The organism is Acinetobacter bouvetii DSM 14964 = CIP 107468, from assembly GCF_000368865.1.
Lineage (GTDB): Bacteria > Pseudomonadota > Gammaproteobacteria > Pseudomonadales > Moraxellaceae > Acinetobacter > Acinetobacter bouvetii.
Map to the genome: position 1 here is coordinate 1 of NZ_KB849730.1, position 26,583 is coordinate 26,583.

The 26,583-nt window shown below is 45.7% G+C and carries 28 protein-coding genes and 1 pseudogene; 16 read left to right on the forward strand and 13 right to left on the reverse strand.

Going from position 1 to position 26,583, the window contains the following annotated elements; translation table 11 throughout:
- Positions 1–300 precede the first annotated feature (300 nt).
- The 3 genes from F941_RS14520 to F941_RS14530 are packed head-to-tail and all read right to left on the reverse strand — an operon-like array spanning position 301 to position 3,131.
- Positions 301–1,377, reverse strand: a complete 1,077-nt coding sequence (locus F941_RS14520; RefSeq protein WP_005012857.1) for a DUF6670 family protein — start codon at positions 1,375–1,377, stop codon at positions 301–303.
- A gap of 18 nt (positions 1,378–1,395) precedes the next feature.
- Positions 1,396–2,223 carry a CDP-diacylglycerol--serine O-phosphatidyltransferase gene (gene pssA, locus F941_RS14525; protein WP_005012858.1) on the reverse strand — a complete coding sequence of 276 codons (828 nt, stop codon included), beginning with the start codon at positions 2,221–2,223 and terminating at the stop codon, positions 1,396–1,398.
- 50 nt (positions 2,224–2,273) lie between these two features.
- The gene (locus F941_RS14530; RefSeq protein ID WP_005012859.1) at positions 2,274–3,131 is read right to left on the reverse strand and encodes a 23S rRNA (adenine(2030)-N(6))-methyltransferase RlmJ; all 858 of its coding nucleotides are present in this window, start codon (positions 3,129–3,131) and stop codon (positions 2,274–2,276) included.
- 114 nt (positions 3,132–3,245) lie between these two features.
- On the opposite strand from F941_RS14530, the gene F941_RS14535 reads away from it, so the two are divergent.
- A complete protein-coding gene (locus tag F941_RS14535) occupies positions 3,246–3,848 on the forward strand; it encodes a 2OG-Fe(II) oxygenase (RefSeq protein WP_005012862.1) in 603 nt (200 codons plus the stop codon).
- Between the two features lie 59 nt (positions 3,849–3,907).
- Positions 3,908–4,435, forward strand: a complete 528-nt coding sequence (locus F941_RS14540) for a hypothetical protein (RefSeq protein WP_005012864.1) — start codon at positions 3,908–3,910, stop codon at positions 4,433–4,435.
- A gap of 144 nt (positions 4,436–4,579) precedes the next feature.
- Here the strand turns inward: F941_RS14540 and F941_RS14545 are convergent, their stop codons facing one another.
- From F941_RS14545 to F941_RS14565, 5 genes are all read right to left on the reverse strand, one after another.
- Entirely contained in the window at positions 4,580–4,837 is a 258-nt protein-coding gene (locus F941_RS14545; RefSeq protein WP_005012865.1) for a DUF2789 family protein, read from the reverse strand.
- Positions 4,838–4,943: 106 nt separating this feature from the next.
- Positions 4,944–5,204 carry a DUF2789 family protein gene (locus F941_RS14550; protein WP_005012867.1) on the reverse strand — a complete coding sequence of 87 codons (261 nt, stop codon included), beginning with the start codon at positions 5,202–5,204 and terminating at the stop codon, positions 4,944–4,946.
- A gap of 193 nt (positions 5,205–5,397) precedes the next feature.
- Positions 5,398–6,384, reverse strand: a complete 987-nt coding sequence (locus F941_RS14555) for a malate dehydrogenase (RefSeq protein ID WP_005012874.1) — start codon at positions 6,382–6,384, stop codon at positions 5,398–5,400.
- Positions 6,385–6,553: 169 nt separating this feature from the next.
- The gene (locus F941_RS14560; RefSeq protein WP_005012875.1) at positions 6,554–7,207 is read right to left on the reverse strand and encodes a ribonuclease T2 family protein; all 654 of its coding nucleotides are present in this window, start codon (positions 7,205–7,207) and stop codon (positions 6,554–6,556) included.
- Between the two features lie 48 nt (positions 7,208–7,255).
- A complete protein-coding gene (locus F941_RS14565; protein ID WP_005012877.1) occupies positions 7,256–9,214 on the reverse strand; it encodes a lytic transglycosylase domain-containing protein in 1,959 nt (652 codons plus the stop codon).
- Positions 9,215–9,542: 328 nt separating this feature from the next.
- Here F941_RS14565 and miaB point away from each other — a divergent pair, with 328 nt between their 5' ends.
- The 5 genes from miaB to F941_RS14590 all read left to right on the forward strand — a co-directional run bounded on the left by miaB (position 9,543) and on the right by F941_RS14590 (position 13,661).
- A complete protein-coding gene (gene miaB, locus F941_RS14570) occupies positions 9,543–11,000 on the forward strand; it encodes a tRNA (N6-isopentenyl adenosine(37)-C2)-methylthiotransferase MiaB (RefSeq protein WP_005012881.1) in 1,458 nt (485 codons plus the stop codon).
- A 37-nt stretch (positions 11,001–11,037) separates the two neighbouring features.
- Complete coding sequence (locus F941_RS14575) at positions 11,038–12,123, forward strand: PhoH family protein (RefSeq protein ID WP_005012884.1); 1,086 nt, start codon at positions 11,038–11,040, stop codon at positions 12,121–12,123.
- A 9-nt stretch (positions 12,124–12,132) separates the two neighbouring features.
- Positions 12,133–12,618, forward strand: coding sequence for an rRNA maturation RNase YbeY (ybeY, locus tag F941_RS14580; protein WP_005012886.1), 486 nt, complete (start codon positions 12,133–12,135; stop codon positions 12,616–12,618).
- A 99-nt stretch (positions 12,619–12,717) separates the two neighbouring features.
- The gene (locus F941_RS14585; protein WP_005012889.1) at positions 12,718–13,020 is read left to right on the forward strand and encodes an antibiotic biosynthesis monooxygenase family protein; all 303 of its coding nucleotides are present in this window, start codon (positions 12,718–12,720) and stop codon (positions 13,018–13,020) included.
- A 230-nt stretch (positions 13,021–13,250) separates the two neighbouring features.
- Positions 13,251–13,661: a hypothetical protein gene (locus F941_RS14590; protein ID WP_026253387.1), complete on the forward strand. Its 411-nt coding sequence runs from the start codon at positions 13,251–13,253 to the stop codon at positions 13,659–13,661.
- 39 nt (positions 13,662–13,700) lie between these two features.
- Here F941_RS14590 and F941_RS14595 read toward each other — a convergent pair whose 3' ends face one another.
- The gene (locus F941_RS14595) at positions 13,701–14,579 is read right to left on the reverse strand and encodes an energy transducer TonB (protein ID WP_018572800.1); all 879 of its coding nucleotides are present in this window, start codon (positions 14,577–14,579) and stop codon (positions 13,701–13,703) included.
- 241 nt (positions 14,580–14,820) lie between these two features.
- Between F941_RS14595 and F941_RS14600 the strand changes: the two genes are divergently transcribed.
- From F941_RS14600 to F941_RS14625, 6 genes are all read left to right on the forward strand, one after another.
- Positions 14,821–15,504, forward strand: coding sequence for a hypothetical protein (locus F941_RS14600; protein ID WP_005012895.1), 684 nt, complete (start codon positions 14,821–14,823; stop codon positions 15,502–15,504).
- A 172-nt stretch (positions 15,505–15,676) separates the two neighbouring features.
- Complete coding sequence (locus tag F941_RS14605; protein WP_005012897.1) at positions 15,677–16,390, forward strand: DUF3108 domain-containing protein; 714 nt, start codon at positions 15,677–15,679, stop codon at positions 16,388–16,390.
- 89 nt (positions 16,391–16,479) lie between these two features.
- Entirely contained in the window at positions 16,480–17,055 is a 576-nt protein-coding gene (locus tag F941_RS14610) for a xanthine phosphoribosyltransferase (protein WP_005012899.1), read from the forward strand.
- A 96-nt stretch (positions 17,056–17,151) separates the two neighbouring features.
- Positions 17,152–18,225: a DUF262 domain-containing protein gene (locus F941_RS14615; protein WP_005012902.1), complete on the forward strand. Its 1,074-nt coding sequence runs from the start codon at positions 17,152–17,154 to the stop codon at positions 18,223–18,225.
- Entirely contained in the window at positions 18,209–18,796 is a 588-nt protein-coding gene (locus tag F941_RS14620) for a hypothetical protein (RefSeq protein ID WP_018572803.1), read from the forward strand. The genes F941_RS14615 and F941_RS14620 overlap by 17 nt, the downstream gene beginning before the upstream one ends.
- Before the next feature lie 170 nt (positions 18,797–18,966).
- Positions 18,967–19,359 carry a hypothetical protein gene (locus F941_RS14625; RefSeq protein WP_005012906.1) on the forward strand — a complete coding sequence of 131 codons (393 nt, stop codon included), beginning with the start codon at positions 18,967–18,969 and terminating at the stop codon, positions 19,357–19,359.
- A gap of 237 nt (positions 19,360–19,596) precedes the next feature.
- Here F941_RS14625 and wrbA read toward each other — a convergent pair whose 3' ends face one another.
- On the reverse strand, positions 19,597–20,190 hold the full coding sequence (wrbA, locus tag F941_RS14630) for an NAD(P)H:quinone oxidoreductase (RefSeq protein WP_005012907.1): 594 nt from the start codon (positions 20,188–20,190) through the stop codon (positions 19,597–19,599).
- 114 nt (positions 20,191–20,304) lie between these two features.
- On the opposite strand from wrbA, the gene F941_RS14635 reads away from it, so the two are divergent.
- A complete protein-coding gene (locus F941_RS14635; RefSeq protein WP_005012909.1) occupies positions 20,305–21,555 on the forward strand; it encodes a YihY family inner membrane protein in 1,251 nt (416 codons plus the stop codon).
- Positions 21,556–21,750: 195 nt separating this feature from the next.
- Here F941_RS14635 and F941_RS14640 read toward each other — a convergent pair.
- Positions 21,751–22,679, reverse strand: a pseudogene (locus F941_RS14640) (DMT family transporter).
- A 102-nt stretch (positions 22,680–22,781) separates the two neighbouring features.
- On the opposite strand from F941_RS14640, the gene F941_RS14645 reads away from it, so the two are divergent.
- The gene (locus tag F941_RS14645) at positions 22,782–23,582 is read left to right on the forward strand and encodes an AraC family transcriptional regulator (RefSeq protein WP_005012920.1); all 801 of its coding nucleotides are present in this window, start codon (positions 22,782–22,784) and stop codon (positions 23,580–23,582) included.
- Positions 23,583–23,880: 298 nt separating this feature from the next.
- Here the strand turns inward: F941_RS14645 and F941_RS14650 are convergent, their stop codons facing one another.
- Both F941_RS14650 and F941_RS14655 read right to left on the reverse strand, forming a co-directional pair.
- The gene (locus F941_RS14650; RefSeq protein WP_005012923.1) at positions 23,881–24,522 is read right to left on the reverse strand and encodes a fumarylacetoacetate hydrolase family protein; all 642 of its coding nucleotides are present in this window, start codon (positions 24,520–24,522) and stop codon (positions 23,881–23,883) included.
- A 55-nt stretch (positions 24,523–24,577) separates the two neighbouring features.
- Positions 24,578–25,075, reverse strand: coding sequence for a YcxB family protein (locus F941_RS14655; protein ID WP_005012925.1), 498 nt, complete (start codon positions 25,073–25,075; stop codon positions 24,578–24,580).
- 163 nt (positions 25,076–25,238) lie between these two features.
- Here F941_RS14655 and F941_RS14660 point away from each other — a divergent pair, with 163 nt between their 5' ends.
- Positions 25,239–26,549, forward strand: coding sequence for a hypothetical protein (locus F941_RS14660; RefSeq protein ID WP_005012926.1), 1,311 nt, complete (start codon positions 25,239–25,241; stop codon positions 26,547–26,549).
- The last annotated feature ends 34 nt before the right edge of the window (positions 26,550–26,583 follow it).

Consider the following 26,583-nt stretch of genomic DNA (forward strand, 5'->3'; position numbering starts at 1 on the left):
AGTTGTTCTTCATAATCTCTTAATGATCTTCTTGCTGATTCGTCACCAGCAAGCTAGGTCGGCTATATTACTCTCTATCTCTAGAAAGTCAACTGGCAATTCAAATTATTTTAAACTTTCTTTCTAAAACCCAATTTCAACACTTCGTGCTAAGTTGCTGTTTTATCAGAAGTTTTAATCTTCATCACCGCCGATGGATGTGCATTCTACAGCATTTCCTACCCTATGCAATACCTTTTTCTTAATATTTCAAAAAAATGCTTCAACTGTTTATTTATTCTTCAAAATTGTGTTGTTTTCCTATTTTTTTAAGAAAATCGGTACTGAATCCCGCAATTCATCCAATAATTTTTCAGTTTTATTCTTTTCTTGCCAGTTTAAAGGCCTGCAGTCTATATATTCACAATAACCGCTTTGCCCTTCCTCAAACTGATCATCAATTTTCACTTGGTAGCTGAAACTTCCCGCATAGCCAGCCCCAAGCCCAAACTTAAAGTCTCCGCGGCTTTGCGCCTGAAGATGAATATGGACTCCCCCACCCTGAATATTCCACTCAAACTCTCTCGGCAAATACATTTTTTTATAGTTTGGCGTTATTACCGCCGGGTAAAGCCGATGTACATGGAAGTGCACGCCGTCATCACACATCCAGACATGATTGTCTTTGAAGTTTTTCAAATATGCGCGTGATTGTAAAACGCGGTTCATTCGATCCCGGGTTTGCATCACAATCAGCTGACGCTGAGCGCTCAAGTTGACAATTTGCGCGGTATAAAATGCGATTGGAATAAAAGAAAAGTTCATCACGCGGGCAAATTCTAATGAACCCAATTGCTGAATTGAAAAATGCTGCCCCTTGTAGTTCAGCTCTCCCGAACACTCGCACAATTGTGACCAATACTCTGCCAGCCCCATCCTGAGCTTATTGAAATAGCACAATGCGCCTGCTGTTTTAATATTTAAGCTGAAGCTGAGTTCACTATCGGCCCGCTGCAATTTAAATTCAGGGAAATGGCCACTGAAACTTTCCCGGTCTAAAAAATGAAATGCATTGGCCTGAAAACTGCAGTCACGGTCTATGGCATAGCCGCTGAACTGCCCAGCCATATGCATGCTGCAGCTGGACATTACTGTTGCGGTATTTTGATTTAAACTGGCTTTGACGTCTTCCTGGCAAAAAATATCGGCATTTGGCCGGCCAATGACGCTGATAAAATTTAAATAATGCAGCGGTGCAGGAAGATTGGGGATTTTCAGCCCCAAAAGAACGGTTTTGTATTGGGATGTTTGCGCATGCAGAGGCAATCGGCGCGGAAGTTTTGCCGGAGTCTGATTCAGCTGTTTGGATTGATCTAAAAAACCTTTAAACAACTGCATATCAAACTCCTTACATCATTATGCTACCGTATTTTTCCGCGCAAGGAAGGTTGTTACAAAACCTGATAGCGCATAAATCAGGGAAATCACTAAAATGCCAACAGGAATGTTGTAGGTTACCGCCGCCAAGACAAACACCATGATTGGCAAGACTGCAAAAGGCACACGCTTACGGTCTACCGTTTTGAAGGAATAGTATTTAATGTTGGAAATCATCAATAAGCCAACAGCAATAATCATCACAGCATTGGTGATTTGAATGCCGGTTTCCCGCAAATCAAACACCGCCGGGAAATCACGGGCAACCAGCACCAGTGAAATAATCATCACTGCCGCCAAAGGGCTGGCCACACCGATAAAGTAACGCTTATCCACCACGCCGATCTGCACATTAAAACGCGCTAAACGGAACGCTGCGCATGCGGTATAGACAAAGCAGGCGGCCAAGCCAATGCGGCCTAAATCGTGCAGGCTCCAGCTGTACATTAAGATTGCAGGCGCTACGCCAAAAGCCAGCAGGTCAGACAAAGAGTCAAACTGCTCACCAAAGGGGCTTTGAGCGCCGATTGCGCGTGCAACACGCCCATCAAGGCCATCAAACAGAGCTGCGATAAAAATGGCATAGACGGCTTGGGTATATTCGCCATTCATGCTGGCGATAATGGAATAAAACCCCGACAGCAGCGCTGCCGTGGTAATTAAGTTTGGCCACAGGTAGATGCCGCGACGTTTGACCTTCTGGCCTTCATGGGTATGCTCCTCTTCTTCCACTTCAAAAGTGATGCCATCAAAAGCACTTTCTTCCTTTGAAGAAATGTCCCGCTCAGGTTTATTTATATTTGTCATTCTCAGATCCTAACTGTGACCTTTTGTTGCTTTACATCTTTAATCGCTGGTTATTCGCCAACCAGCCAGCGAACAGCAGCATGACCGCCATTTTCACTCATGCGAAGATGCGGGAACAGCCATTGCAATGCTTCATCTGCATCTTCAGAAAATTTCCAAGGCGGGTTAATAACCAGCAAACCGCAGCCATTTAGGCCGACTGGCGTATCATCCGGCCACACGCACACTTCACAAATCAATTGACGGCGGATGCCTGTTTTGAACATTTTCTTTTCAAAGCGTTCAATCATCGCGCGGTCTTTAATTGGGTACCATACCGCAAACACGCCTGTCGGCCATTTTTTGTAAGCGGCTGCCAGCAATTCTACCAACTGCGGGAAATCTTTGCGTTCCAATTCGTAAGGCGGGTCAATCATCACCAGGCCGCGCTTCTCTTTCGGCGGAATCACTCCCAATAAGCCTTCATACGCATCCCGTTCATGCAGACCGGCGCGCTTATCGAAAATATTGTGGCGCAGCTGCTGAAATACATCCCGCTGCATTTCAAAAATGGTCGCCTTATCTATTTCACGCATGCCTTCCAAAGCAAACCATGGCGAGCCCGGGTAAGCACCTTTACCAAAGTTTTCACGCATTTTCTCAACAATTTTCAAGTATTGCTGCACACCTTCCGGCGCATTGCGCTTAATTGAATCATCAAGCTTTACCAGACGATGAATGCCGTTTAAAAATTCACCAGATTTTTGCGCTTCAGCTGTAGATAAATCATATTTACCCGCACCGCCATGTGTATCAATATAGCGGTATGGTTTATCTTTTGCATTCAGTCGAGTCAATAGCTGAAGCAGCAATACGTGCTTCATGACATCGGCAAAGTTGCCTGCATGGAAGTGGTGACGGTAATTCATGTTTCAATAATTCCTGATTTCAACTGCTATTTTAGCATGAAAAATAGTTTCATTCCGATGCTTATCTTGCTCTAGAATAGCTGACCTTTTTTCTGATCTTTTACGGTTTTGCCTATGGACGCTGTTCAGCTCCCAAAGTCCTGGAATGTTGATCACATCTTAAATGATTTGGATCAGCATGGATTTGCAATCATTGATCATGCCTATGCTGCAGAATATGTGCATGCATTGGCTGATGAATGCACTTCGCACTTGAACCAATTCCGCGATGCTGCCATTCAGAATGGCGTGGTCAGCAATATCCGCAGTGACCATATTTTATGGATTAATGAGGAGCTGAATACTGCTCAGCAGCACATTCAGCATTTAAACGCCCTTTCAAATTGCATGAATCAGGCGTTTTTTTTGGGCATTCAAGAAGCTGAAGCGCATTTTGCCTGCTACAACGCGGGGGAGTTTTACGCTCTGCACCGCGATAATCCGCAAGGGAAAAATGGCAGGATTATTTCAACCGTCTATTATCTGCATGAAGAGTGGCAGGAAGGCTGGGGCGGCGAACTTCGCCTGCAGGACAAAAATGATCAATGGCACATCATTGCGCCCAAAACCAACCGCATTGCGATTTTCCAAAGCGACTTGCTGCATGAAGTGCTGCAAGCGAAACATCAGCGCTTATCGATTACCGCATGGCTGCGCAGCGGCAATTCGATTTGGTAAGCTTTTAATTGAAGGATTCATCCTCATATAACACTCATTGCAAAAAGAGGAAGCCTCCCATGTCTGACCATATTAAACCCATCATCCAGCGCATTGGTGAGACCGATCAGCTGTTTTTGCAAGGCAATACCCCTGAACTCGCCCTGGAACGCGCAGATCTGCGCCTGCAGCTGGTGACGCTCAGCCAATTGCGCCAAGAGCAGATTCATTTTCTGCAAGAAGCGGTCGTATTATTAGAGCAAGGCCGGCTGGAGTTTGAGGAAATGCCGCTGCGCTTATACGTCGACCTATCTCTGCATTTGGCTAAAGCCTATATGCTGTATTTTGAAATCACCCGCGAAGAGCGTTTTGCCATTATTACCCAGCAGATTTTAAAGCCGATCACGCATGATGATTTCGGCGATATTTACTTTTTTCTGGCTTATGCTGCCGCTTCAAAAAAGGAACCCTCCTTAACCCGCCATTGGCTTAAAAAATACAGCGCAACGCAGGCTTTTGATTTAGAACTGCTCCGCCAGCACCCTGCTTTCAAAGCTTTTCATCAGGATGTATGGTTCAGCCAAATGCTTCAGAGCAAACTGCACTAAGCCGCGCTGCGGAAATATCCCCGCTGATATTCAAATGAAAGCCTGCATGCCGCTGCTCAAAAAAAAATGCCTCTGATGAGGCATTTTTTTTGGCTTATGTTTCGCTTAAAACAAGTTCCGAACTTGCGGTCAACCTTTATAAACTTAAGCAGTCTGCAGTTTATAGGCATCCATATGCAGCTGCTGGTTCAGCTCGTCAATCCAAATGGCCCAGTCATCATCCTGCACCAAATGGCTGATTAAAAAATCACGCTGCGCTTTATTCCAAAACGGCGCATCATGCAGATTTTCCTGCGCGGAAAGCTGATGCGTTCTGACATACAGTTCAATCGCTGCAGGACTGCTGGCCAACCCCAATTGAGAAAACAATAAAGCTAAGGATGGTGTATTGTGATTGAGCATCTCGCCCTCCTTATCAACAAATCTGTCATTTATTATTAAATTAACTTATATGATATTTATAAAAAAACCTAGCGCTTTTTGCCAGGTTTGTTGTTTCAATTTGTGATTATAAATTGCACGACCCCGAAAGCTTGTTTTCCGTGTGCAATTGCTCATTTAAAATATCCACCACCATGGCCCAGTCATCATCTTTTTTCCAATGACTGAGGATAAAGTCCTGCTGCGACTTGCTCCAAAATTCAGCTTTGTGCAGCGGAATATCCATCGTCAGCTGATGGGTTTCGATAAACTGGTCGATGGCTTCAGGACTTGAATCCAACCCCAGCTGATCAAAAAAAAGTTCTAACGTCGGCTGCTGATCAAACATACGATTCTCTCCAAGCCTGAATGTTTCTCCTTAAACTTAGCTTGAAGCCGCAGCTGTTGCAATTGCCAAGGCTGTAAAGCATGTTATTTTTTGTTTATTTTTTATCCTCAACCAGTTCTCAGCCGCACCTATCAGGCATAAAAAAAGCACCCCGAATGGAGTGCTTTTTTAAACTTAATCTAGAAAGATTAAATTATTTGATCATGTCAGCAACTGCTGCACGTTCTTCTTCCAACTCGTTTAGAGTGAAGTTGATACGCTCACGGCTGAATTCATCGATTTCAAGACCTTGAACGATTTTGTATTCACCGTTTTCAGTAGTTACAGGGAAACCGAACATCACGCCTTCAGGAATACCGTAAGAACCGTCAGAAGGGATACCCATAGTTACCCATTTGCCGTTTGTGCCAAGAGCCCAATCGCGCATATGGTCGATTGCAGCATTCGCAGCAGACGCAGCTGAAGACAAACCGCGCGCTTCAATGATCGCCGCGCCGCGTTTACCAACTGTAGGAAGGAACACATCTTTGTTCCAAGCTGCATCGTTGATTTTGTCTTTTAAGCTTTCGCCGTTTACAGTCGCGAAACGGTAGTCAGCATACATTGTTGGAGAGTGGTTGCCCCAAACGGTCATAGTTTCGATGTCAGAAACTGCAACACCCGCTTTTTGAGCAAGCTGAGTCAACGCACGGTTGTGGTCTAGACGAAGCATAGCGGTGAAGTTTTTCGCTGGAAGATCTGGAGCAGATTTCATTGCGATGTAAGCGTTCGTATTTGCTGGGTTGCCGACAACAAGCACTTTAACATCACGGCTAGCCACTTCGTTCAGCGCTTGGCCTTGACCAATGAAGATTTCGCCATTCACTTTAAGCAAGTCAGCGCGTTCCATGCCAGGACCGCGTGGACGTGAACCAACCAATAACGCATAGTCAGCATCTTTGAATGCAACTTTAGGATCATCAGTGCCGATCATGCCTTCCAACAATGGGAATGCGCAGTCGTCAAGTTCCATCATTACGCCTTTAAGCGCAGCTTGAGCTTTCTCAAAAGGAACTTCGAGCAATTGCAAAATAACTGGTTGATCTTTACCTAGCATTTCACCGCTTGCGATACGGAATAATAGGCTGTAACCAATTTGACCTGCGGCGCCAGTAACGGCAACACGAACTGCTTGCTTCATCTAATTATCTCCAATTGAGGATATTCAATGCGATTAAATAGTTAGTCCATTTAATCTAATAATCATAAACGCCGAAGATTGTACTCCAATCCTTTGGCAGTTGCATGTAAAAGAGAATGCTTTTCAACAAAAGTATGATAGGAAATATAAATTAAATCTCTTTAAACGTTCAGAAAGAGCCTTTAATAATGAATGAAGATGGGCAGTTGCTCGAGACAATGCCTGTGCATGGCTTATAGGCGCCATTGCTTTTGTAGCAGATTTTAATATCAGTCAAAATGCTGCCGGCATAGGACGGCTGGCAGCTGAACTGCACGCTATTAACCGACAGGCCGCTATTCAGCTGGACCATTTTGCTACGCAATGCGGCCGACTGCATTTGACGGGTTTCCTGACTGGTCAGCTCTTCAGGAATTTTCAGCTTCTCTGCATAATTAATGATGGTGCGGAAATACTGACTGGCATTCATCGGCACACAGCCGCCAATTTCATGCCAAAGCGCATTGCGCGCATTTTCATCCGGCATTACCCGTGCAACCACTTTGGCCTGAATGGGCGACAGTTTCACTGCGCTGCCGGCAGCACAGTCCTTTGAACGGGTTTCCGGAAATAAACCCGTGATATTCAGAGAATAGCCTTCAAGGCATTTGCGTTTTTTATTGCGCTGCGGATCTAATGAACATACCGCCGGCACCAGCTGCACATTCATCATATAGCCCTGCACGGCCGGGGCCGCAAAAACAGCAGGTGCAGCAAAATAACTGCCCGCCGCCATAAGCGGAGCCAGCCATCGTGCTTTAGTACTGCCGTTCATCAACCGCATTCAGCTTTCCCCCAATAATCGATCCATTCAGCTTTCAGGCATTTCTGTTTATTGCGCACCGCGCATCGGTATAATCTGCATGCGCTTGCCAATGGACTGCGCGCCCTGCCCCAGCAGCACCCCATAATGCGTTGCATTGGTCATCACATGTTTTACATAATCACGCGTTTCGGTTAAAGGAATGGTTTCTGCATACTGGTCTGCAGCAATGCCTTGTTCCTCCGGCTGCCAGCGGCGCGCACGGTTTGGACCCGCGTTATAGCCTGCTGTCGCCAAGACAGGGCTACTGCTCAGCTGGCTTTGAATCATTGACAAATAGAACGTGCCATAGCGGATATTGGTGTTCATATCCGTGAGGGCTGCCGGATTGTAGGTTTCACCCATTTGCCTTGCCACCAATTTTGCCGTATCCGGCATAATTTGCATCAGGCCGCCGGCACCCACATGAGACCGCGCATTGGAAACAAAACGGCTTTCCTGGCGCATCAGCCCATAAGCCCATGCCGGATCAATCCCGGCATTGCGGCTGTGGCTCACCACATAGGACTGGTGCGGCATTGCATAGCGCAGGCTGTAGTTATGCTGATTTACGGTCCGGTCAGCAGCGTAAATCGCCCGGTCATACCAGCCCATATCAGTTGCGCGTTTCGCCGCAGCTAAAAGCAGGCCGTCATCTTTCTTCAAATAAGCCTGGCGTACCGCCCAATTCCATTCACGGTTAATATAATTATCCGGCGCATTGACATTGCGAAGCGCAAATGCACGGCGGAAGTGAATGTCTTGACTCAAACGCCGCGCATCGGCATTGCTGGGCTGGACGTTGCTTGGCACGCTGCTGTAGCTTTGGCCGACATGATCTTTTGCCAGCAAGTTATGATAATCATCGCCCTGCGCCAAACGCTTGTAAATTTCCTGCGCAGTGCGTTTTGAAGAAGCATCGCCGCGCTGTTCTGAAGCCCGCGCCAGCCAATACTGCCATCGGTCTTCCTGCCGCTGTGTCACGCTCATGCTGTTGATGGCGCGGATTAAGCTTTCCCATGCGCTGAAGCGGATGGCCTGGCGCGCATAAATTTCCGCTTCCTCTGGACTGAATGGCAAGCCGTAGCTGGCATCCAAATAGTTCAGCACATCCCGGCTGAAATTATTCTTCATCACTGTGGTGCCGCCGATATAGCCGACTGTACGGTACAATGCCCGCTGCACATCCGCAGGCACGCCATCTGCGGCCCGCTTGGCGGATGCCATGGCCGCGCTTAAATCACTGTCGGCCAAACGGCCTAGGGCATAAATCAAATAAGCCTGATCTTCTTTGGTATTTTTAGGTGCAGACCATAGATAATTGATCGGATCTGACTGAATGCTGTTCAGCTGCGCCAGCGACAAATTCATATTAATGCTTTGCGCCGTTGCGATCGCCTGTCCAGGCTGTCCGGCGCGCAATTGCCCCCACAGGCGCTGCTGCCGGTCCTGTTCCGTCATCAGCGGGCTGGACAGCATCATGCGTCCCAGCCCTGTACAGGATTCAGGCTGTGAATTGGTGGTGAGCCAGACATCTTTAAATTCAGCAAACACCAGCGGATCACCTGAACGGGCGCGGACTTGCGCCACAGCGCAGGTCTCAGCCTGATCTGGATTGGTCACGTACGGTAAAATCGGCTGCGCAGATGAAAAATCCGCCATTTTGACTTTTTCTTCGACATAATCGGCTGCCAGTTTTTCAGCCATGGCTGATTGCGGATAGCGCTGCGCAAAACTGGCTATTTGAGAAGCAGGCTGTGAGGCCAAATTTGTATTCAATATCCAATATTCTGGGTAATATCCTAAAGCGTCGTTCTGCATTGAATACTGGTATTGCTGCAGCAGGGCGGTATCGCCTGAATTGGCTGCGCGCAGCGCCTCATTAAATTGCTCATCCGCTGCTTGCGCTGTAAAGGAGATGCAGGCCGAAACTGCGCCTAAAGCAAGCAATTGATAGTATTTATTGAGTTTCCAGACTTTATTTAACATCCACGCGCCTTCTTTGATTCACTTTTAGCCGTAATTGCAGTGTGCTAATCATTATTCCGTTAGTTTAATAACTCTAAACCAGCTGTATTGTTGTGTTATGTAACCTTATGATTAAACAATATTAATCTTCAAACATTTTTACTTCACAAATCAATCTTTAATGCTTGATATTTGGGGCTATAAGTTTATATCGAATTACTGTTAAAATACGCGCCTTTCATAAATTATAGATATTAATTTACGCCAGCCCTGCTGCTGATGCCTTTTTGCGCATCTGCACACCAGCGGCCAGCCGTTAATATTTGCCGTTTTTCCTTTAGGAGCCTACATGACGGTTCAAACCTTCATTCCGAATGGTGCCAAAGCTGCCTCAGAAAACACTGTTACCCAGCCACAGCACACCCCCGCCATCGATGGATCAGTTAAAAAGCTGTATATCGAAACGCAAGGGTGTCAGATGAATGAGTATGACAGTCACCGTATGGCAGACTTACTGGGCGACTCGCACGGTTATGTGCTGACCAATGATCCGAAAGAAGCCGATATTCTGCTGATGAATACCTGCTCAATTCGCGAAAAAGCCCAAGAAAAAGTCTTTTCTGAGTTAGGCCGCTGGCGCAAGCTGAAAGACAAAAATCCGGATCTGATCATTGGCGTGGGCGGCTGTGTGGCATCACAGGAAGGCGACAACATTCAAAAGCGCGCCAACTATGTCGACATGATTTTTGGCCCGCAAACCTTGCACCGCCTACCGCAAATGCTGGATCAGCATTTTGATCAAATCGAAAAGCCCAAGAAAGAAAAAATCAAACTGGTGGATATTTCATTCCCGGACATTGAAAAATTCGACTTTTTGCCTGAACCGCGCGTCGAAGGCTATAAAGCGTTTGTTTCCATTATGGAAGGCTGTTCAAAATACTGCTCATTCTGTGTGGTGCCTTACACCCGCGGCGAAGAAGTCTCTCGTCCGCTGGATGACGTTTTAGCAGAGATTGCGACCTTAGCCGAAAAAGGCGTGCGTGAAATTTCACTGCTGGGCCAGAACGTCAATGGCTACCGCGGTGAAACTTTTGACGGCGAAATCTGCACATTTGCAGACTTGCTGCGTTTGGTTGCAGAAATTCCTGGCATTGGCCGCTTGCGCTACACGACATCTCACCCGCTTGAATTTAATGATGATCTGATTCAATGCTACCGTGACCTGCCGCAAATGGTTTCACATCTGCACCTGCCAGTGCAAAGCGGTTCAAATGATGTGCTGCAGGCCATGAAGCGCAACCACACCATTGATGTTTATATTGAGAAAATTGCCAAGCTGCGCCAAGTGCGCCCAGATATGCACTTGTCTTCAGACTTCATCATCGGCTTCCCGGGGGAAACGGATGAAAACTTTGAAGAAACCTATCAATTCATCAAAGATATGGACTTTGACCACTCTTATAGCTTTATCTATTCAAAACGCCCAGGCACGCCTGCGTCAGAACTTGAAGACACCACGCCTGAAGATGTGAAAAAAGAACGCTTGGCCAAAGTGCAAAAATGGATTAAGCGCTCAAGCATTGATAAAACAGATGCCATGCTGGGCAGCATTCAGCGCGTGCTGGTTGAAAAGGTTTCAGATAAAGACCCGAACCTGCTGGTCGGCACTGCAGACAATACCCGCTATGTGACTTTCATTGGCGACGCCTCTTGGGTTGGACGCTTTGCAGAAGTTGAAATCACTGAAATAAAAACTTTGAATTTAGTTTACGGCGAGCTATTGAATCTTGAACCTGACGTGGCGTAATGTAAGGATTGAACTCAAGACAACTTAAGGAATTCTCTTGACTGCAGCGATTCGGCGTACAGTAACTTTTCCTGGTGTTTCACTTGACCGTTTGCAAAGCATGCTCGGTGCTTATAACGGTCATTTGAAGCAAATCGAACAACGTTTAGATGTCAAAATTTCCCATCGCGGCGATGCCTTTTTTGTGGATGGCGAAATTGATGCGGTAGAGAGAGCGGAAGGACTTTTACACCGTCTGCATGAAGAATCGGAAACCACCAATCAAATCAGCGCGGACACCTTGCATCTGATGATTCAAGGCAGTCAAACGGACCGCGAACTGCAGGAAGATTTTGAAGGCCAGGAACATACCGGGCTGGAAGATGTTTACCTGCAGACCCGCAAAGGGCGCATTAACCCGCGCGGCGCCAACCAAAAACGCTATGTGCAGCGCATTTTGCAGAGTGACATTTCCTTCGGGATTGGGCCGGCAGGGACAGGCAAAACCTATCTTGCTGTGGCTGCAGCTGTCGATATGCTGGAACGCAACGAAATTCAGCGCATTCTGCTGGTTCGCCCTGCGGTTGAAGCGGGTGAAAAACTCGGTTTCCTGCCCGGCGATTTAAGCCAGAAAATTGATCCGTATTTGCGTCCGCTGTATGACGCTTTATATGAAATGCTCGGTTTTGAAAAAGTCGCCAAACTGATTGAACGTCAAGTGATTGAAGTTGCGCCCCTCGCCTATATGCGCGGCCGCACCTTAAATCATTCTTTTGTGATTTTGGACGAAGCGCAGAACACCACGCCGGAACAGATGAAAATGTTCCTGACCCGGCTCGGCTTCGGCTCACGCGCCGTGATTACCGGGGACATTACCCAGGTCGATTTGCCGCGCGGCCAGCAGTCCGGTTTATCACATGCCTTGCGTGTGATTGAGAAAATCAAAGAAATTCATATTACCCGTTTCCATTCCCGAGATGTGGTGCGTCATCAATTGGTGCAGAAAATTGTTGAAGCCTATGAGGGATGGGACAGCGAACAGCAGCGCCTCAGCGCTGCAGCCCGTGCAGAACGCAAAGCGCTTCAGGACGCATTAATTGCCGACAATGATGCCAAAGCCGATGCACAAAATGAACAGAATTAAGGATTCATTTTGAAACTGAGCCTCACCCTGCAGCAGGACTTTCAAGCGCCTGAGCTGGTGCTGAAACGTGCCTATATCAAAAAGACAGTGGAAACTGCCTTACGCTATATCGGCACGCAAAGCGACTGCGAAATCGGCATTGCCTGCGTAGGCCATGAAGAAAGCCATAAATTGAATTTGGAATACCGCAAAAAAGACAAACCGACCAATGTGCTGTCTTTTCCAAGTGATCTTCCAGACGAGATGGCCGAAATTTTAGATGTGTTTCCTATTGGAGATCTAGTCATCTGCATCCCTGTGGTATTGCAGGAAGCGGCTGAGCAGCAGAAAACGCCGATTGAGCATTTCACCCACATGCTGGTGCATGGCGCATTGCATTTAATGGGCTATGACCATGAAACGTCTGATGAAGATGCTGAAGAAATGGAAGCCTTGGAAATTCAGATCCTCAAGAAACTCGGCTTTGAGAATCCCTATACGGTCAAAGAAGATTAAAAAATAAAAAAAAGCGGGCTTAGGCCCGCTTTTTTATACCTGCAGGATGCTTACACATCATCTTGCTCATCGCGCAATAATTATAACTGCAGGTTCACAATGAAATACGTGGTCATTTTCAAAGCCAGAATTAAACATTTTGATGAACACTATACGCAAACAGCACAAAAAATGCGTGAAAAAGCGCTGAAAGAGTTTGATTGCCAGCACTTTGAAGCGCTCTGTGAAGAAGGCCAAGAAATTGCCCTGTCCTATTGGAATAGTTTATCGGACATTCAGGCTTGGCATGCCGATGCAGAACACATTGCGGCGCAGCAGCTGGGCAAAGCGCAATGGTACGCGCATTTCAGTGTAGAAGTCTGTGAAGTGCAGCGCCGATACAGCAGTCCTAGCTCAAAATAATCCACACAAACTGACTGATATCTCATCATAAAATCACCGCAGATCAATTGCAATTTAGCGAACGCTCTTACGTTATGCACACATGCATTTGCAATTTCAGCAGCGTCTCAACGGGAATGCTCTTACAGCTGGCCGGATTTATGTTAAAAATACTTAGAACAGCTGTGCGCTTGGAGCAATTCCTTATGAATCGGTTTTTATCAGCAAAAATATTGAAGCAAAAAAGCAGCCTGAAATACATGCTTACTCCCCTGCTCTTAACAGCATGCTGTTTTTCTATACCGCTGCATGCAGAAACGCCAAAACCATGTCCGGAGACATCTTTCAAGCAAGCAGATCAAGCTTGGGCTGGGCATTATTATTTAGAAGGCGTGATGGAGGTCGGTTCTGAACTGCTGCTGGAGCCAAATGGCAAATTTAAATGGTATTTGGCTGTAGGCGCTTTAGATCAGTATGCCGAAGGCACATGGTGGAAAAATGGCAACTGCATTGGCCTGAAAGCCGCGCCAAAATATCGTCCGCATTTACAAATTTTCCCCACTCAGCTGAGCATCTCCGAAAAAAACCTTGAAGCGGTTTGGATGGATGGCCGCCAGCAAGGGCGCTATGTGTTAGCCCAGCGGGAGAACCGTGTCGAATAGTCACAGCAGCCAGCGCAGAATGGCTGCATCATGCTTTCCTTAATGCACTTCAAACTCGGCTTCGGCTGGATCAAAACGCCAAGTGCGCACAATGCGCAGTTCTGAAACGTCTTTCATTTTGGCATCAAAACCGCCAAAAGGCGCAGCTTTGCGGACGGATGTTTTCGCCGCCTCATCCAGCATGGCATGCCCTGAACTGTCAATTAAGCGGATTGCGCGGATACCGCCGCTACTGTTAAGAATCACCATCAGCCGCACTTCGCCAGCTAAGCGCTGCTGCTTGGCTGCATCTGGGTAGTAGCGGTTGCCGTAGAATTCGACTTTTTGACGGAATTTTTCCATATAAGCTGCAGTGTTGTCCTGCTTGGCCTGAATGCCGTCAATGGTTTTGATTTTCTGCAGGCGGCTGAAATTCTGCTGGCGCTGCAGGTATTGCGCTTCAATGCTGGCAATCATGGCAGCTTTCGCCTGAAATTGGCTCTGCATTTCATCAACCGCTTTTTTGCGCTTATTCTCCTCAGCCTGCTTCTGCCAGCTCAGGGTCGTCATTAGCACCTTTTCTTCAAAATTCAGCTCGCGCTTCTGCTGCATTTTTTCCAGCGTTTCCTGCCGCTGTTCCCCGGCAGCCTGATCCACCATAGGCGCAGGCATATCTGTCGCCATACGGTGCGCTTCACGGAACTTGCCCGAACCCTGCTGATCGGCCTGCGCTAAAAAGTCTGCATCATCCACCTTGCTTTCACTGGGACGCAAGGAAACCGCAATTTCTTTGGTCGTCACATCACTTTCTTGCGGCATGGCAAATTGCAGCGTTAAGACAGTTAAATGCAAAACCGCAGCCAAGCCTAATGCACCGGTAAAAATCGGGTCTTTCCACCAGTCTTGAATTAAAGGCTTAAAGGTCATTTTTTTCAGCATCACATTATTACGACAATTTGCCGAATTCCCCAAACACTCGAAATGAGTATAAAATAAAACATCGTTTTCACTTTTCAAGTGAAACTGACAAATCCATCAATAAATGGACTGAGCATATTTAAAATCATAAAAATGGTGCAATTAATTTTGCTAAACTGCAAGCTCGGAACCTTGTATTTTTTACATAATTCGACAAGATACATCAAAATTTTTAAAAAGCTCATTCGCCGGGACGCTATTTATGCAAACGCTCATTTCCAATATTTCGCGACGCATACGCCAAGTGTATCAAAAGGCGGAAGGGTTTATTGAAGATGAACGCGAATTTCCGATGTCTCAGGTTTTTCTGAATGCCACCTTTCAGCGTTTTGTGACCGACAATGTGAAAATGCTGCAAGACCTGCACGCAGACCTGCACGATGACTGGCTGCGCCTGTATGCCACCCTGAATTACAACGGCCTGAACATCACCCTGTCGGTTGACTTAAAGCTGGTGCAGATGGAGCTGAATAAAGACACGCAGCTCATTGTCTTTGAACAAATTGGCGATACGCAGGTGATTGATGCCAAATATCCGAATATTCTTTACAAATGGGGGGTCAAGCTCGCACTGTTCTTTTATCAAAAGGTGCTGAATGACGACCCTTTAGGCATGATTTTAGAAAAGCTGAACGTCATTAAAGTCAAAGACGACTTGCTGCATTTGGACTTGAACCGCTGGCTGGGCAAAAAGCGCTCCATCATTGATACCTTAAGCAAAGTGCATGTCAACCATGCGCTTTTGCGTGAAGCGGAACTGGTGATCATTGGCAATGTGAATTTGGCCGCGCTGTTCAGTAAAATGGCGCAGGAAAAAATGGATACATGGGATGACAGCCCTTTAGAAGAAACGCACGTCACGCCAATCAAGCAGAAAGATAAATAAACAGGGACCGCGCAGCCGATTCAGCAGTGAATATAAAAAGCAGCAGTAAATATACATTTGATGCAGCTTTATAACTTTCATCTTCACAATCTGCGCGCATACTGACAGCGAATGTGAAATACCGGTTTTTTATTGATTCACAATAATTTAAATTCATAGGAACAATATACTTATGGCTAAGCTAACTGTTAAATCATTGGGTTTTGCCGCAGGGGTAAGCACTGCATTGCTGTTTACTGGATTCGCAAGCCAAGCGTTTGCCATGAGTCCATTCCAAGCCAGTTATCAGTTTAACTACAATGGTAAAAATTTAGGTTCAGCAACCCGCACATTAAGCAAATCCGGCAATAACTGGTCTTATGTTTTTGTCGCCAAAGCCGGCGGCATTGCCTCAGCCACTGAAAGCAGCAGCTTCAGCTTCAGCGGCGGCAGCATTACTTCAAACAGCTTTAAGCGCACCAGCAAAATTTTGGTGCATAACAACACCATGAGCATTAATTTCAACCCTAGCGCAAAAACCATCAATACCAAAAAAGATGACAAAGCGCGTTCATTTGCTTGGCGCGCCGGTGTTTTGGATGAATTGAATGCCGAGCTGCAGATTCGCGAAGACTTAAAAAATGGCAGTTTAAAATCCAGCTACTGGATTGCCGATGCCAAAGAAGTTGAAGCGCGCAAATTTGTGAAGCAGGGTGCGGAAAAAGTCAAAACCAGCTACGGAACTTTTGATACCGTTAAAGTGGTAATGAAGCATGACAAGCCTGGCCGCGAAACAGTGTTCTGGCTAGCGCCTAAATTGGACTATGCGCCCGTGAAAATGTCACACCTTGACGGCAGCACTTCTTATGGATTGCTGTTAACGGGCTATAAAGGTGCATCAAATTAATTGATTTGATCAATTTTGCTTGCATTTTTTTCGGTGCTTTTTAAAATACGCCTTTGCTTTAAAAAGCACCTGCCCTTGAGGATTCTCCCGTGTACGCACTAGAACAGAAAATCTTAGCTGAAGGTATCGTTCTATCTGAAGAAGTTCTGAAAGTCGATTCTTTCTTAAACCACCAAATTGACCCCGTCATGATGCAGCAAATTGGTCAAGAATTTGCGCGCCTATTCAAAGATGCGGGCATCACGAAAATTATTACCATTGAAGCTTCAGGTATTGCCCCTGCGGTTATGGCTGGTTTAGAACTTGGCGTTCCGGTTATTTTTGCCCGAAAATACCAGTCTTTAACGTTAAAAGATGATTTGTACCGCTCAAAAGTGTTCTCTTTCACGAAACAAGTGGAAAGCACTATTGCCATTTCTAAAAAGCATATTAATGCTGCCGATAAAGTTTTAGTGATTGATGACTTTTTGGCCAATGGTCAAGCTGCGCTTGGCTTAGCAGACTTAATTCACCAAGCTGAAGCCGAAGTAATGGGCATTGGCATTGTGATTGAAAAATCTTTCCAGCCTGGCCGTCAGGTTCTGCTGGACAAAGGCTACCGTGTTGAATCTTTAGCCCGTGTTAAATCACTTGCGAATGGCACTGTTGAATTTGTCCGTGACTAATATCCAGTTCCAAAAAAAGCGCCCTTGAGGCGCTTTTTTTATCTTATTAAATTTGTATAATACAGAACATTATTCAAACCGATAGAACTTATTATAATGAGTGATATAAAAGATACAAAATCTTTTTCCATTAACGATATTTTAAAATGGAAAGAAAATGGTGAATTGCTAATCTCACCGAAGTACCAAAGAAATAAAGTTTGGAATCTAAATGCAAAATCTTATTTAATTGATAGCATCATTCGAGGATATCCTATCCCACAAATTTTTATTCGTCAGCAAATCGATATATCTACTCGCCAGACCATCCGAGAAGTTATTGATGGCCAACAGCGTATAACAGCTATTATTGAATTTGTAGATAATTTATTTTCTATTCAGAAATCACAGAGTAAAGAATATGGAGGGAAAAAATATTTCGACCTTTCTGATGAAATTAAAGAAGATATCCTCAATTACAACATTAGTTTTGAAATTATAAAATTAAAAGATGATGCACGAATCTATGAAATGTTTGCTAGATTAAACACAAACAATATGGCTCTCAATAAGCAAGAACTAAGAAATGCTCAATATTGGGGTGAATTTAAAGTTTTTATACTACAAAAAACAGCATTATTTAAAGAGATTTTTATTGATAAAAAAATCTTTAAAGATAAAGATTTTAGCCGAATGGCCGATGTAGATTTTATGAACTCATTAGTTATCAATGCTATTGATGGGATTGTGACTGACAGCGCTAAAAAGACAGATAGCTATTATAAAAAATTTGATAAAGACTTTTTAGAATTAGATCAAACTGAAATTATTGTAAATAATATTTACAATGTAATTGATGCTTTATTTTACCACCCATTATTTACAGGTAAAATATTTTATAGAAAAACTTATTTTTATACTTTATTTGCAGCATTGAACCATCAACTTTATGGATATTTAGGGGATGCTATTTATAGAAATGATAAATTTTCAAAAGATAAAATTCATAATAATATCAATTCATTAGCTTCAAAAATATCTTTATTAGAGTCTGAAATTCTAAATTATGAAAATGATAAAGATATGGATAACCTAACAATTGTCGAGTTTGAAAAGCATCATAGATCTCGAACAACAAGTAAAGATGAAAGATTAAAACGTGTAAGCATACTCTGTGAATTTCTTAAATAAAATGAATAATTCTTTTGTTTTAGCCGAAATTGAAAAATGGGAGACTATATTTGCCTCCCCAACCCAAATTGATAACACTCTATATGAATTAGCTTTTTTCAAAATATTTATTAAATTTGAAAAGTTCTTATCAGATTGCTTTGAGATGTATTCTATTGGAGAAAAAAGTATATATGGTTATTGCCCTGAACGAAAATTAGAATTTCTAGATCTAGAGCATCTATATAAAGTAATAAAAAAACCAAATACATCATTTGTAAATCAATACGATATCATTAAAAAAACCTCTGAATGCTTTTTTATTGATGATCCATTTTCTATTATCAATAAGGATTCAAACTATACAACAATTATAAATGAAATGAAAACCATACGTGATTACATAGCCCATGAAAGTAATTCTGCTCGCAATAAATATGAAACCAATGTATTAAAAGATAAGGGATTTATTGAACCATTTGAACATTTAAAACGAAATCATAGGAAGAAAAATATTTCTTACTATACCTATTATATAAAATCCATTGTAGAAATCAGCAAATATATTATCAACCAACCCCAAGGTGGTTAATGATATTAAAAAATCTTATTTTTAAACTTTACCTTAACAATCATTACAAAAATGTCATCTTTAAGCACTTCTGTTTAAAGTAAAAAACGTTAAGGTACTGACATCATCGGCAATAAAGCTTAATCTTGAACAGCTTTATGCGATTTTTCCTAAGGACAGGCATACAGTCTATGACTACAGATTCTTCAATTATTCCGCATACCATCAGCTGCCCGAAATGCGGCTCGTCCGATGTCGAAAAACGCAATCACGAACAAAACCTGCAAAAAATCGGCGGCGTGCTGCTCAGCGGCGCAGGCACAGCTGCCGGCACAGTAGGCGGCGCAGCGTCCGGCGCATCTATCGGCGCGATGATCGGCGCGGCTGCAGGCCCGCTGGGAGTGATTATGGGCGGCACAGTCGGCACTTTTGTCGGCGCGATTGGCGTCGGCATTACTGGCGGCTTTTTAGGACACCGCTTCGGCAAAAAAGCCGGAGTGATTGTAGATCAAAATGTATTTTTGGACTATCAATGCACCAAGTGCAAACACCGCTTCAATGAAAAGCATGCTGCTGAAAAATAGATTTCAATCAAGTAAAAGAGCGCAAATTGCGCTCTTTTTAGGTTCAAGCGCCTGCGTCTGTTTATTAAAAGCGGCCGCATCTTTTAGGCCTTGCATTGAGTCATCCGATGGATTAAACGCTCAAAAAGGCTGCGAAAGCCACCTCCAAAAATACAGAGAAAAAGCAGAAAAGTGCAAAATTATGCTATTTCACGGCCTATTCTCTGCCAAATTTAAATTCCGCATTCACCTTGCCGATCAAGGGTTCAGCTTTTTCACCAGCTCACCCAAGCGCTGGCCTTGCGATGCGCACAAAATTTTTTCATCCTGACTCAAAGACAGATCATGGCGCGGGCCACTGACATGGCTGGCGCCATACGGCGTACCGCCGCTTTTCGTATTGGACAGCGCCGGCACTGCATTGCTTAAGCCCATAATCATCATGCCGTGATGAAACAGCGGCGGCAGCATGGTCAGCAGCGTGCTTTCCTGTCCCCCATGCATTGAGCCTGAGGCGGTAAAGACACAGGCTGGCTTGCCATGCAGCGCACCATTCAGCCATAGGCTGGTGGTCTGATCGAGAAAATATTTCATTTCGGAAGCCATATTGCCAAAACGGGTCGGAGAGCCCAGCGCCAGACCAGAACAATTTGCTAAATCCTCCAAGGTGCAATAAATATCACCTTCATCAGGAATGCTTGGCGCCGCTTCAGTCACAACGGCCGCAATATTCGGCACCGTTCTGATTTTGACTTGCATGCCCGCGGACTCTGCGCCATCGGCAATCAAATGCGCCATTTCTTTGGTCGATCCATATTTACTGTAATAAAGCACAAGAATGTAAGGCTGCATAATTTTAGATAAATGACATTAAAAATGAAAACTATACGGTATTTTTCCGTTTTTTTGGTTAAGCTGGGCAGTGAAAATTGAGAAATATGATTAAAAAAATTGAGACTTTAGCGCATGATCGAAGCATATTTAAAAAGACTTCCCTTTTATGACAAGAAATGGTTTCAGTTTGTTTTATTTGTAATAAGACGCTTTGAAGCTGACCGCTGCCGGGAACAAGCAGGCTCCCTGACCTACACGACACTGTTCGCTGTTGTGCCGATGCTGACGGTTTTTTTGGTGATTATTTCATCCATTAAAGCGCTGGAACCCGCGCGCCAGCAATTGCAGCAGCTGATTTACAGCAACTTTCTGCCTAAGACCACCATTGCATTTGACAAAGCCCTGAACGCATTCACGGATAAGTCCAGCAATTTAACAGTGATTGGCGTGCTGTTTCTGTTCGTTACCACCGTCATGATGCTGACCAGTATTGAAACCGTATTTAACCGGATTTGGCGCGTGCGGGAAACCCGCGGCGGCATATTGGGCTTTATGCGCTATTGGACCATTATTTCATTGGGGCCCATTCTGCTGGGCAGCGCTTTTGTCATTTCATCAACAGTCGCGTCCATCAATGTGCTGAGCAATAACTTTGCCGGCTATGAACTGGATGGCGCCTTTATTTTATGGTGCATTTCATTTTCACTCACGGTTTTGGGCTTTTTTATTCTGAATTGGACCATTCCCAACCGCAATGTGCCGATTAAAGCGGCGTTCTTTGCCGGCGTATTCAGCGCAACTGTGTTTGAACTGCTGAAGCATTTATTCAGCTTTGTCATGTCCAATTTCACCAGCTATGAAATTATTTACGGCGCTTTTGCCGCTGTGCCCATTTTCTTACTGTGGATTTTTCTGTCATGGAATATTGTCTTAATCGGCGTTGAAATCAGCTTTGCGCTGACTGCATTTAACGCAGACACTCACCGCCGCCGCAAGCGCCATGCCGTCATTATGCTGCTGGACGTATTGGAACTGTTTTATCAAAAACAGCAAAATGGCCAAACCGTGACTGAAGCTGAAGCGCTGGATGTTTTAGGGCGTGAAGAGATTGGACGCTGGCCGTCTTATGTGCAAATGCTGGAAAAGCAGAATCTGATTAAACGCACCGATGACAATAACTATGTGCTGCTGCGCAATTTGTCTCAGGTTGATTTTTGGAGCTTCTATGTGCAGCTGCCTTATCCGCTGCCGCGCCGGGAAGATGTCAATCATGCCTTTGATGACAAATGGCTGGAACGCATTGGCCCGTCCTTAATTGAATCCGATGATTATTTAGCCGCGAAACTGGCCATTCCATTGTCGACAATTTTTGAAGAGAAATAGCCCTTCACTGAATTCATCTCTCTAAAAGGCCATCAATGCATGGCCTTGGATGTCATTTTGATATTCAAACCCTGAGCTGTATGAATCATGGCCGCCGAGCCATTTTCCCGGCACGGCCAAACCTGAAAATTGAAGCAACACGGCGTCGGCTTTGATCAGCGAAGGCTGAATATTCCTTAGTCTGCTGACCGAATATTATGCAGATTCCGCCAGACGCAAAGCGCGTCTGATCCATGCATGCAGGCTGACAATCATGACACCTGCCATCACAAAAGCAGTCCCAAAAATAAAGTTCGGCTCAATCTGCTCATTCAGAAAGATTACGCCAAAGATCATGCCGAAAATTGGCGTTAAAAATGAAAATACGCCTAAGCCATTGGCTAAATATTTACGCAGCAGCCAAAACCACAGCATCAGGCTGAAGAAAGACATCAGCAATACATGAAAAGCCATGCTGCCCAGCGCGATGGCGCTCCAGTGAACCGCGGCTTGCCCGGTCAGCACAGCGACCGGCATTAAAAACAAAAATCCGCCCACCAGCTGATAAAATAAGGTCTGTGTCGGCGGGCATCTGCCAGTTTGGTCAAGCGCAGTGAAATGGTAGTCAATGCCCACATCACTCCCGCCAGCAAGGCGAGAAAATCCCCCCATAAAGCTTGCGGAATCTGCTGTCCAGCATGCTGATCACGCCCAATGAAAGACAGCGCAATGCCGCCAAAGGCCATAAAAATCCCCAGCCATTGCACCGCATTCAGCTTTTCAACAGGCAATTTCCAGTGCAGGCCCAGCGCGACAAAAATTGGCGCAGTGTACAGCAGCACTACAGTATGTGACGCGGTGGTGTAGCGCAGCGCTTCCGCCACCAGCAGAAATTCTGCGGAAAACAGCAGCGCAAGCCAAATGCCGGGCAGCAGGTATGCCTTGCTGCAGAGGTGTACGCCTTGCTGCAGCCGGATTAAGGGAAAAACCAGCAAAGCAGACAGCCCTGAACGGATCGCAATTTGCATGATGGGTGAAATGTCAGGCCCCGCCAGTTTCAGCACCACCTGCTGTATGCCCCAAATCATGCACAATACAATCATTAAGCCAGATGCCTGAACATCCAGCGCTTTACGCTGTTCCACAATGCTTACTCAGCCGCTCATCAAGCGCACACTATAAAACTGTCTTAAATAAAAGATATAATTCAAATCAGACAAAAAATCTTTTTATTCAGGCAAACCGATATGCCGCAAAACCTCAAGCGTGACCCGGCCGCTTTAAAGCAGCTGCCGACCAATGATGATATCGCCCGCACCTTGTGGATCAGTTTCCGCGACGATCCTGCGCTTTCAGCCTACCCTGCACATGGGCACGCATGGGGAGAATTCATCTATGCCTTTAATGGCGTAATGGAAGTCCATATTGATCAGGTCGATTATATAACCCCGCCGCCTTACGGCATTTGGCTGCCGCCTAATTTGCAGCACAGCGGGCTGAACCGCACGGCGGTTTCACATGGAACCTTATATGTGCACGAGCGCCTGTGCAGCCGCATGCCGCAGCAGGCCGGCATTTTGCTCAGTTCCAGCTTGGTCTCGGCAATTTTTGAGCATTTAAGGCAGCGCTCTCTGCCGGAAGATTCGCCTGAATATCAGCGCCTTTTGCAGGTGATGCTGGATCAGCTGCAGCAGGCGAAATTGGTCAGCAGCTATTTGCCGCATTCCAGTCACCCAGCGCTGATGCAGATTTTGGACTTTTTACATCAGCATCCCGACGACAGCAGCCCGCTGCAGGTGCTGGCGCAGCAAGCCAATATGACTGAGCGCACTCTTGCGCGCTGCTGCCTGAAAGAATTGGGCATGTCTTTAAATGAATGGCGGCAGCGCCTGAAAGTAATTAAAGCCATGAGCATGCTGACGGCAGGCAAAAAAGTGGAAAGCATTGCGCTGGACTTAGGTTACGCCAATGCCTCAGCCTTTATCAATATGTTTAAGCGCTGGATGAACCTGACCCCAGACCAGTTTAGAAAGCTGAATCAGCCGTGATCCTCAGCATGCCTGAGCATCGCCATTGACTGCAGCCGCGCAGGCAGTTTGATGGCTTTATCACCCGATCATCCATTCAAACCCTGAACAAATAGGATGCAAATTCAGCTTTAAGCCTATTCAAACATGTCTGGCAGAGGATCTGGCGGCAGCCCGTCTCGTCAACAGCCTCAATTCAACTGAGCATTGTGCATCAGGCGGGTGCAGATGCTGCATCGATGCACGGTCCATTTTTTAGGCCATTTCAATAAAAAAACCGCCTTGCGGCGGTCTCTTTTTTATGCATCCTGATCCGAATTCACTTCACAAAAGTCGTCCACACGTAATCCTGTGTTTTACCTTTTAACGTCATTTTCAGCTGCTCGCCTGACTGTAAAGCCGCCACGCCTGCGGGCGTGCCCGTCATCACCACATCGCCGGCTTCCAAGCTGAAAACTTGGCTGATGTCTGCCAGCAATGAACCGATATCAAAAATCAAATGCGACGTGTCGCCTTTTTGGCGCAGTTCATCATTCACATGCAGCGTATAGTGCACATCATTCCAATCGCTCACCACATCATCCACTGCAACCCAGCCGGACAAAATGCATGAACCGTCATAGGCTTTGCAGCGTTCCCACGGCTGGCCTTTTTTCTTGAGCTCATCCTGCTGATCGCGCAAGGTTAAATCCAGACCTAGTGTGACCGCGCCGATGGCATCCAGCGCTTTGACTGGATCCGTTTCACCTTTCAGGGGACAGTCAATGCGCAGGCTTAATTCGCATTCATAATGGCAGCTGCCCAGCGCACTGTTCCACGCAATGCCATCGGCCAATGATGTCAGCGCGCTGGGCGGCTTCATAAACAAAACAGGACGATCCGGGACCGCATTGCCCAGTTCTCTGGCATGGTCTGCATAGCTGCGGCCCACGCATACAATCTTAGATGGACGTGTCGTCATAATCTTCCCTTCCTGTTTTATTGCAATCGGCTTTCGCAGAATTGCCTGTTAAACGCTATTTCTTAAATGTATTTTCAAACACAGTTTGGTCCGCCGGATTCGCAAACGCGCGCTTTGGCACAATCACCACGGTGCGGTTTTTCATTTCCAGCATATAAGTCAATTTGCCTGATGCAAAATTGGCAACATCGGCATAATTGAAAGTGTTTTTGCGGCCATTGGCATGCAGTTCAGCATGATCCTGATACAAGTCAATGCCCTGCTCGCTTTTGCCGAATTGATATTTGACAAACTGGCGCTTAAACATCATCGGCAAGAACCAGTAGCGCATCAAAATCTGCATAATCAGAAAAAAAGCGCCCAGCCCAACATAATAGCGACCCGCGCCATCAAACCCTAAATAAAACCCCCACGCGATAATGCCCAGGCTGATCACTGGCGTGACAAAGCGGGTCAATTGTTTTTTGCCGAAAGTCGCTAAAGCAAAGCCATCCTGCGACTCTTCCAAATTTAAAAAATAACGCAGCGATAAAGCAGGTTGAGTGTCCGACATACGCGTATAAGCACATCAATGATAGAAATTGAGCTAAATCTTACACCAAAATGCGCATTTTCCTTATTCTTTTTCCGCTGCCGTTCAACCCATTCAGGCTGTTCATTGCTGTCAAAATAGGCTAAAAATGCTGCCCATAATAAATGCATAAACAGGATGTGATATGCGCCCTAAAATAAAAACCGCGATTTCCCCTATCCTGATCTTGGCCTGCTGCAGCACAGCTATTCAGGCCGAAGCCAGTTTTGTGCAGTGGACGCCGCAAATTCCCAGCAGCCTGAGCCCGTTTCAAAACAGCCCGCAGCAATTGGCGGCATTTACAGGCAGCAGTATTGCCATTTTTGCGCACCCAGCACAGAGCATCAGCCTGCCGACCATGAAATATGGCCAGCGGATCTCTGGCAAATATTACAGCGCAGCGGTGGTGGTTCCCGCCAGCAGCAAAAATGTCGCGCGCCTGCTGCAGAATTATGCCAATTATGCTGGGCTCTTTCCCACCTTAAAGCAGGCAAAAGTGCTGGAACAGCAGGGAGGTGTGTCCACCGTTCAATATTCCATTCATATCCCTACGCCAATTCCTGTGCTGAATTTCCGTGAAAGTATCACCATGCAACATCAGATTGAAGGCAGCAGCATCAGCAGCCTGGTCTTAGATGCCCCTGTTCCTTACGGCTCAGGCAAGCTGGAATGGTTTGAACTCAGCCCCAATCAAACCCTGATTACAGTCACGCAATGGGGTGACCTGAATAAGCCCAAAGGCTTTTTATTCAGTAAAATTTTAAATGCCGTACCGGAAGCTAAACTCGGCATTCCAGCCGGCACCAGCGGCTTTTTACTGGAAGCCCTGCAGCGCCGTTTTAAAAGCAGCGCCGCAGAACCCGCAATGACCGCGCTGCCCGCAGTAAAACTGTCCGAAGAGCTGCTGCTGCGGGTTGCGCAAATCAGTCAAAAATCACAGGAACCGGTCAGTTTTATTTTGCCTGCGCAAAAAATCCAGTATGCCAATAATACTGAAATCATGCGCTTCAGCACCAGTTATCAATACTATGCGCAGCAGCCGGAACAGCTACAACGATGGCTGGCGCCTCCCGCTTTTCAGCAATTGTTTCCCAATCAGATCAAATCATTCAAAATCAAACAGATCAATCAGAGGCAGCTGGATGCCGATTACCGCATTTCAGTCGGCTTAGGCGTGATCAGCATTCCTTTCGATTTCAAAATGCGCTTTGATTCCCCGAATGCCCTGCAAAATCAGTTTCATGCAACTGGCGGCGATTTAAAACTTGTCCGCGGGGCAATGCGCCTGATGCCATTCAAGCAAGGCAGCCTGCTGAATATTACCAGCGCAGTGAAAATTGATGACAGTGCGCCCTTTCTGCTGCGCGCTATGCGGAGCATGCCTTATCATGAAATGCTGCCCGCTGTCGGCGGCAACACGGTATTTGCATTAAAAATTCGGCAAAAAGCTGGATAACTGGATAACTGGATAACTGGATAACTGGATAACT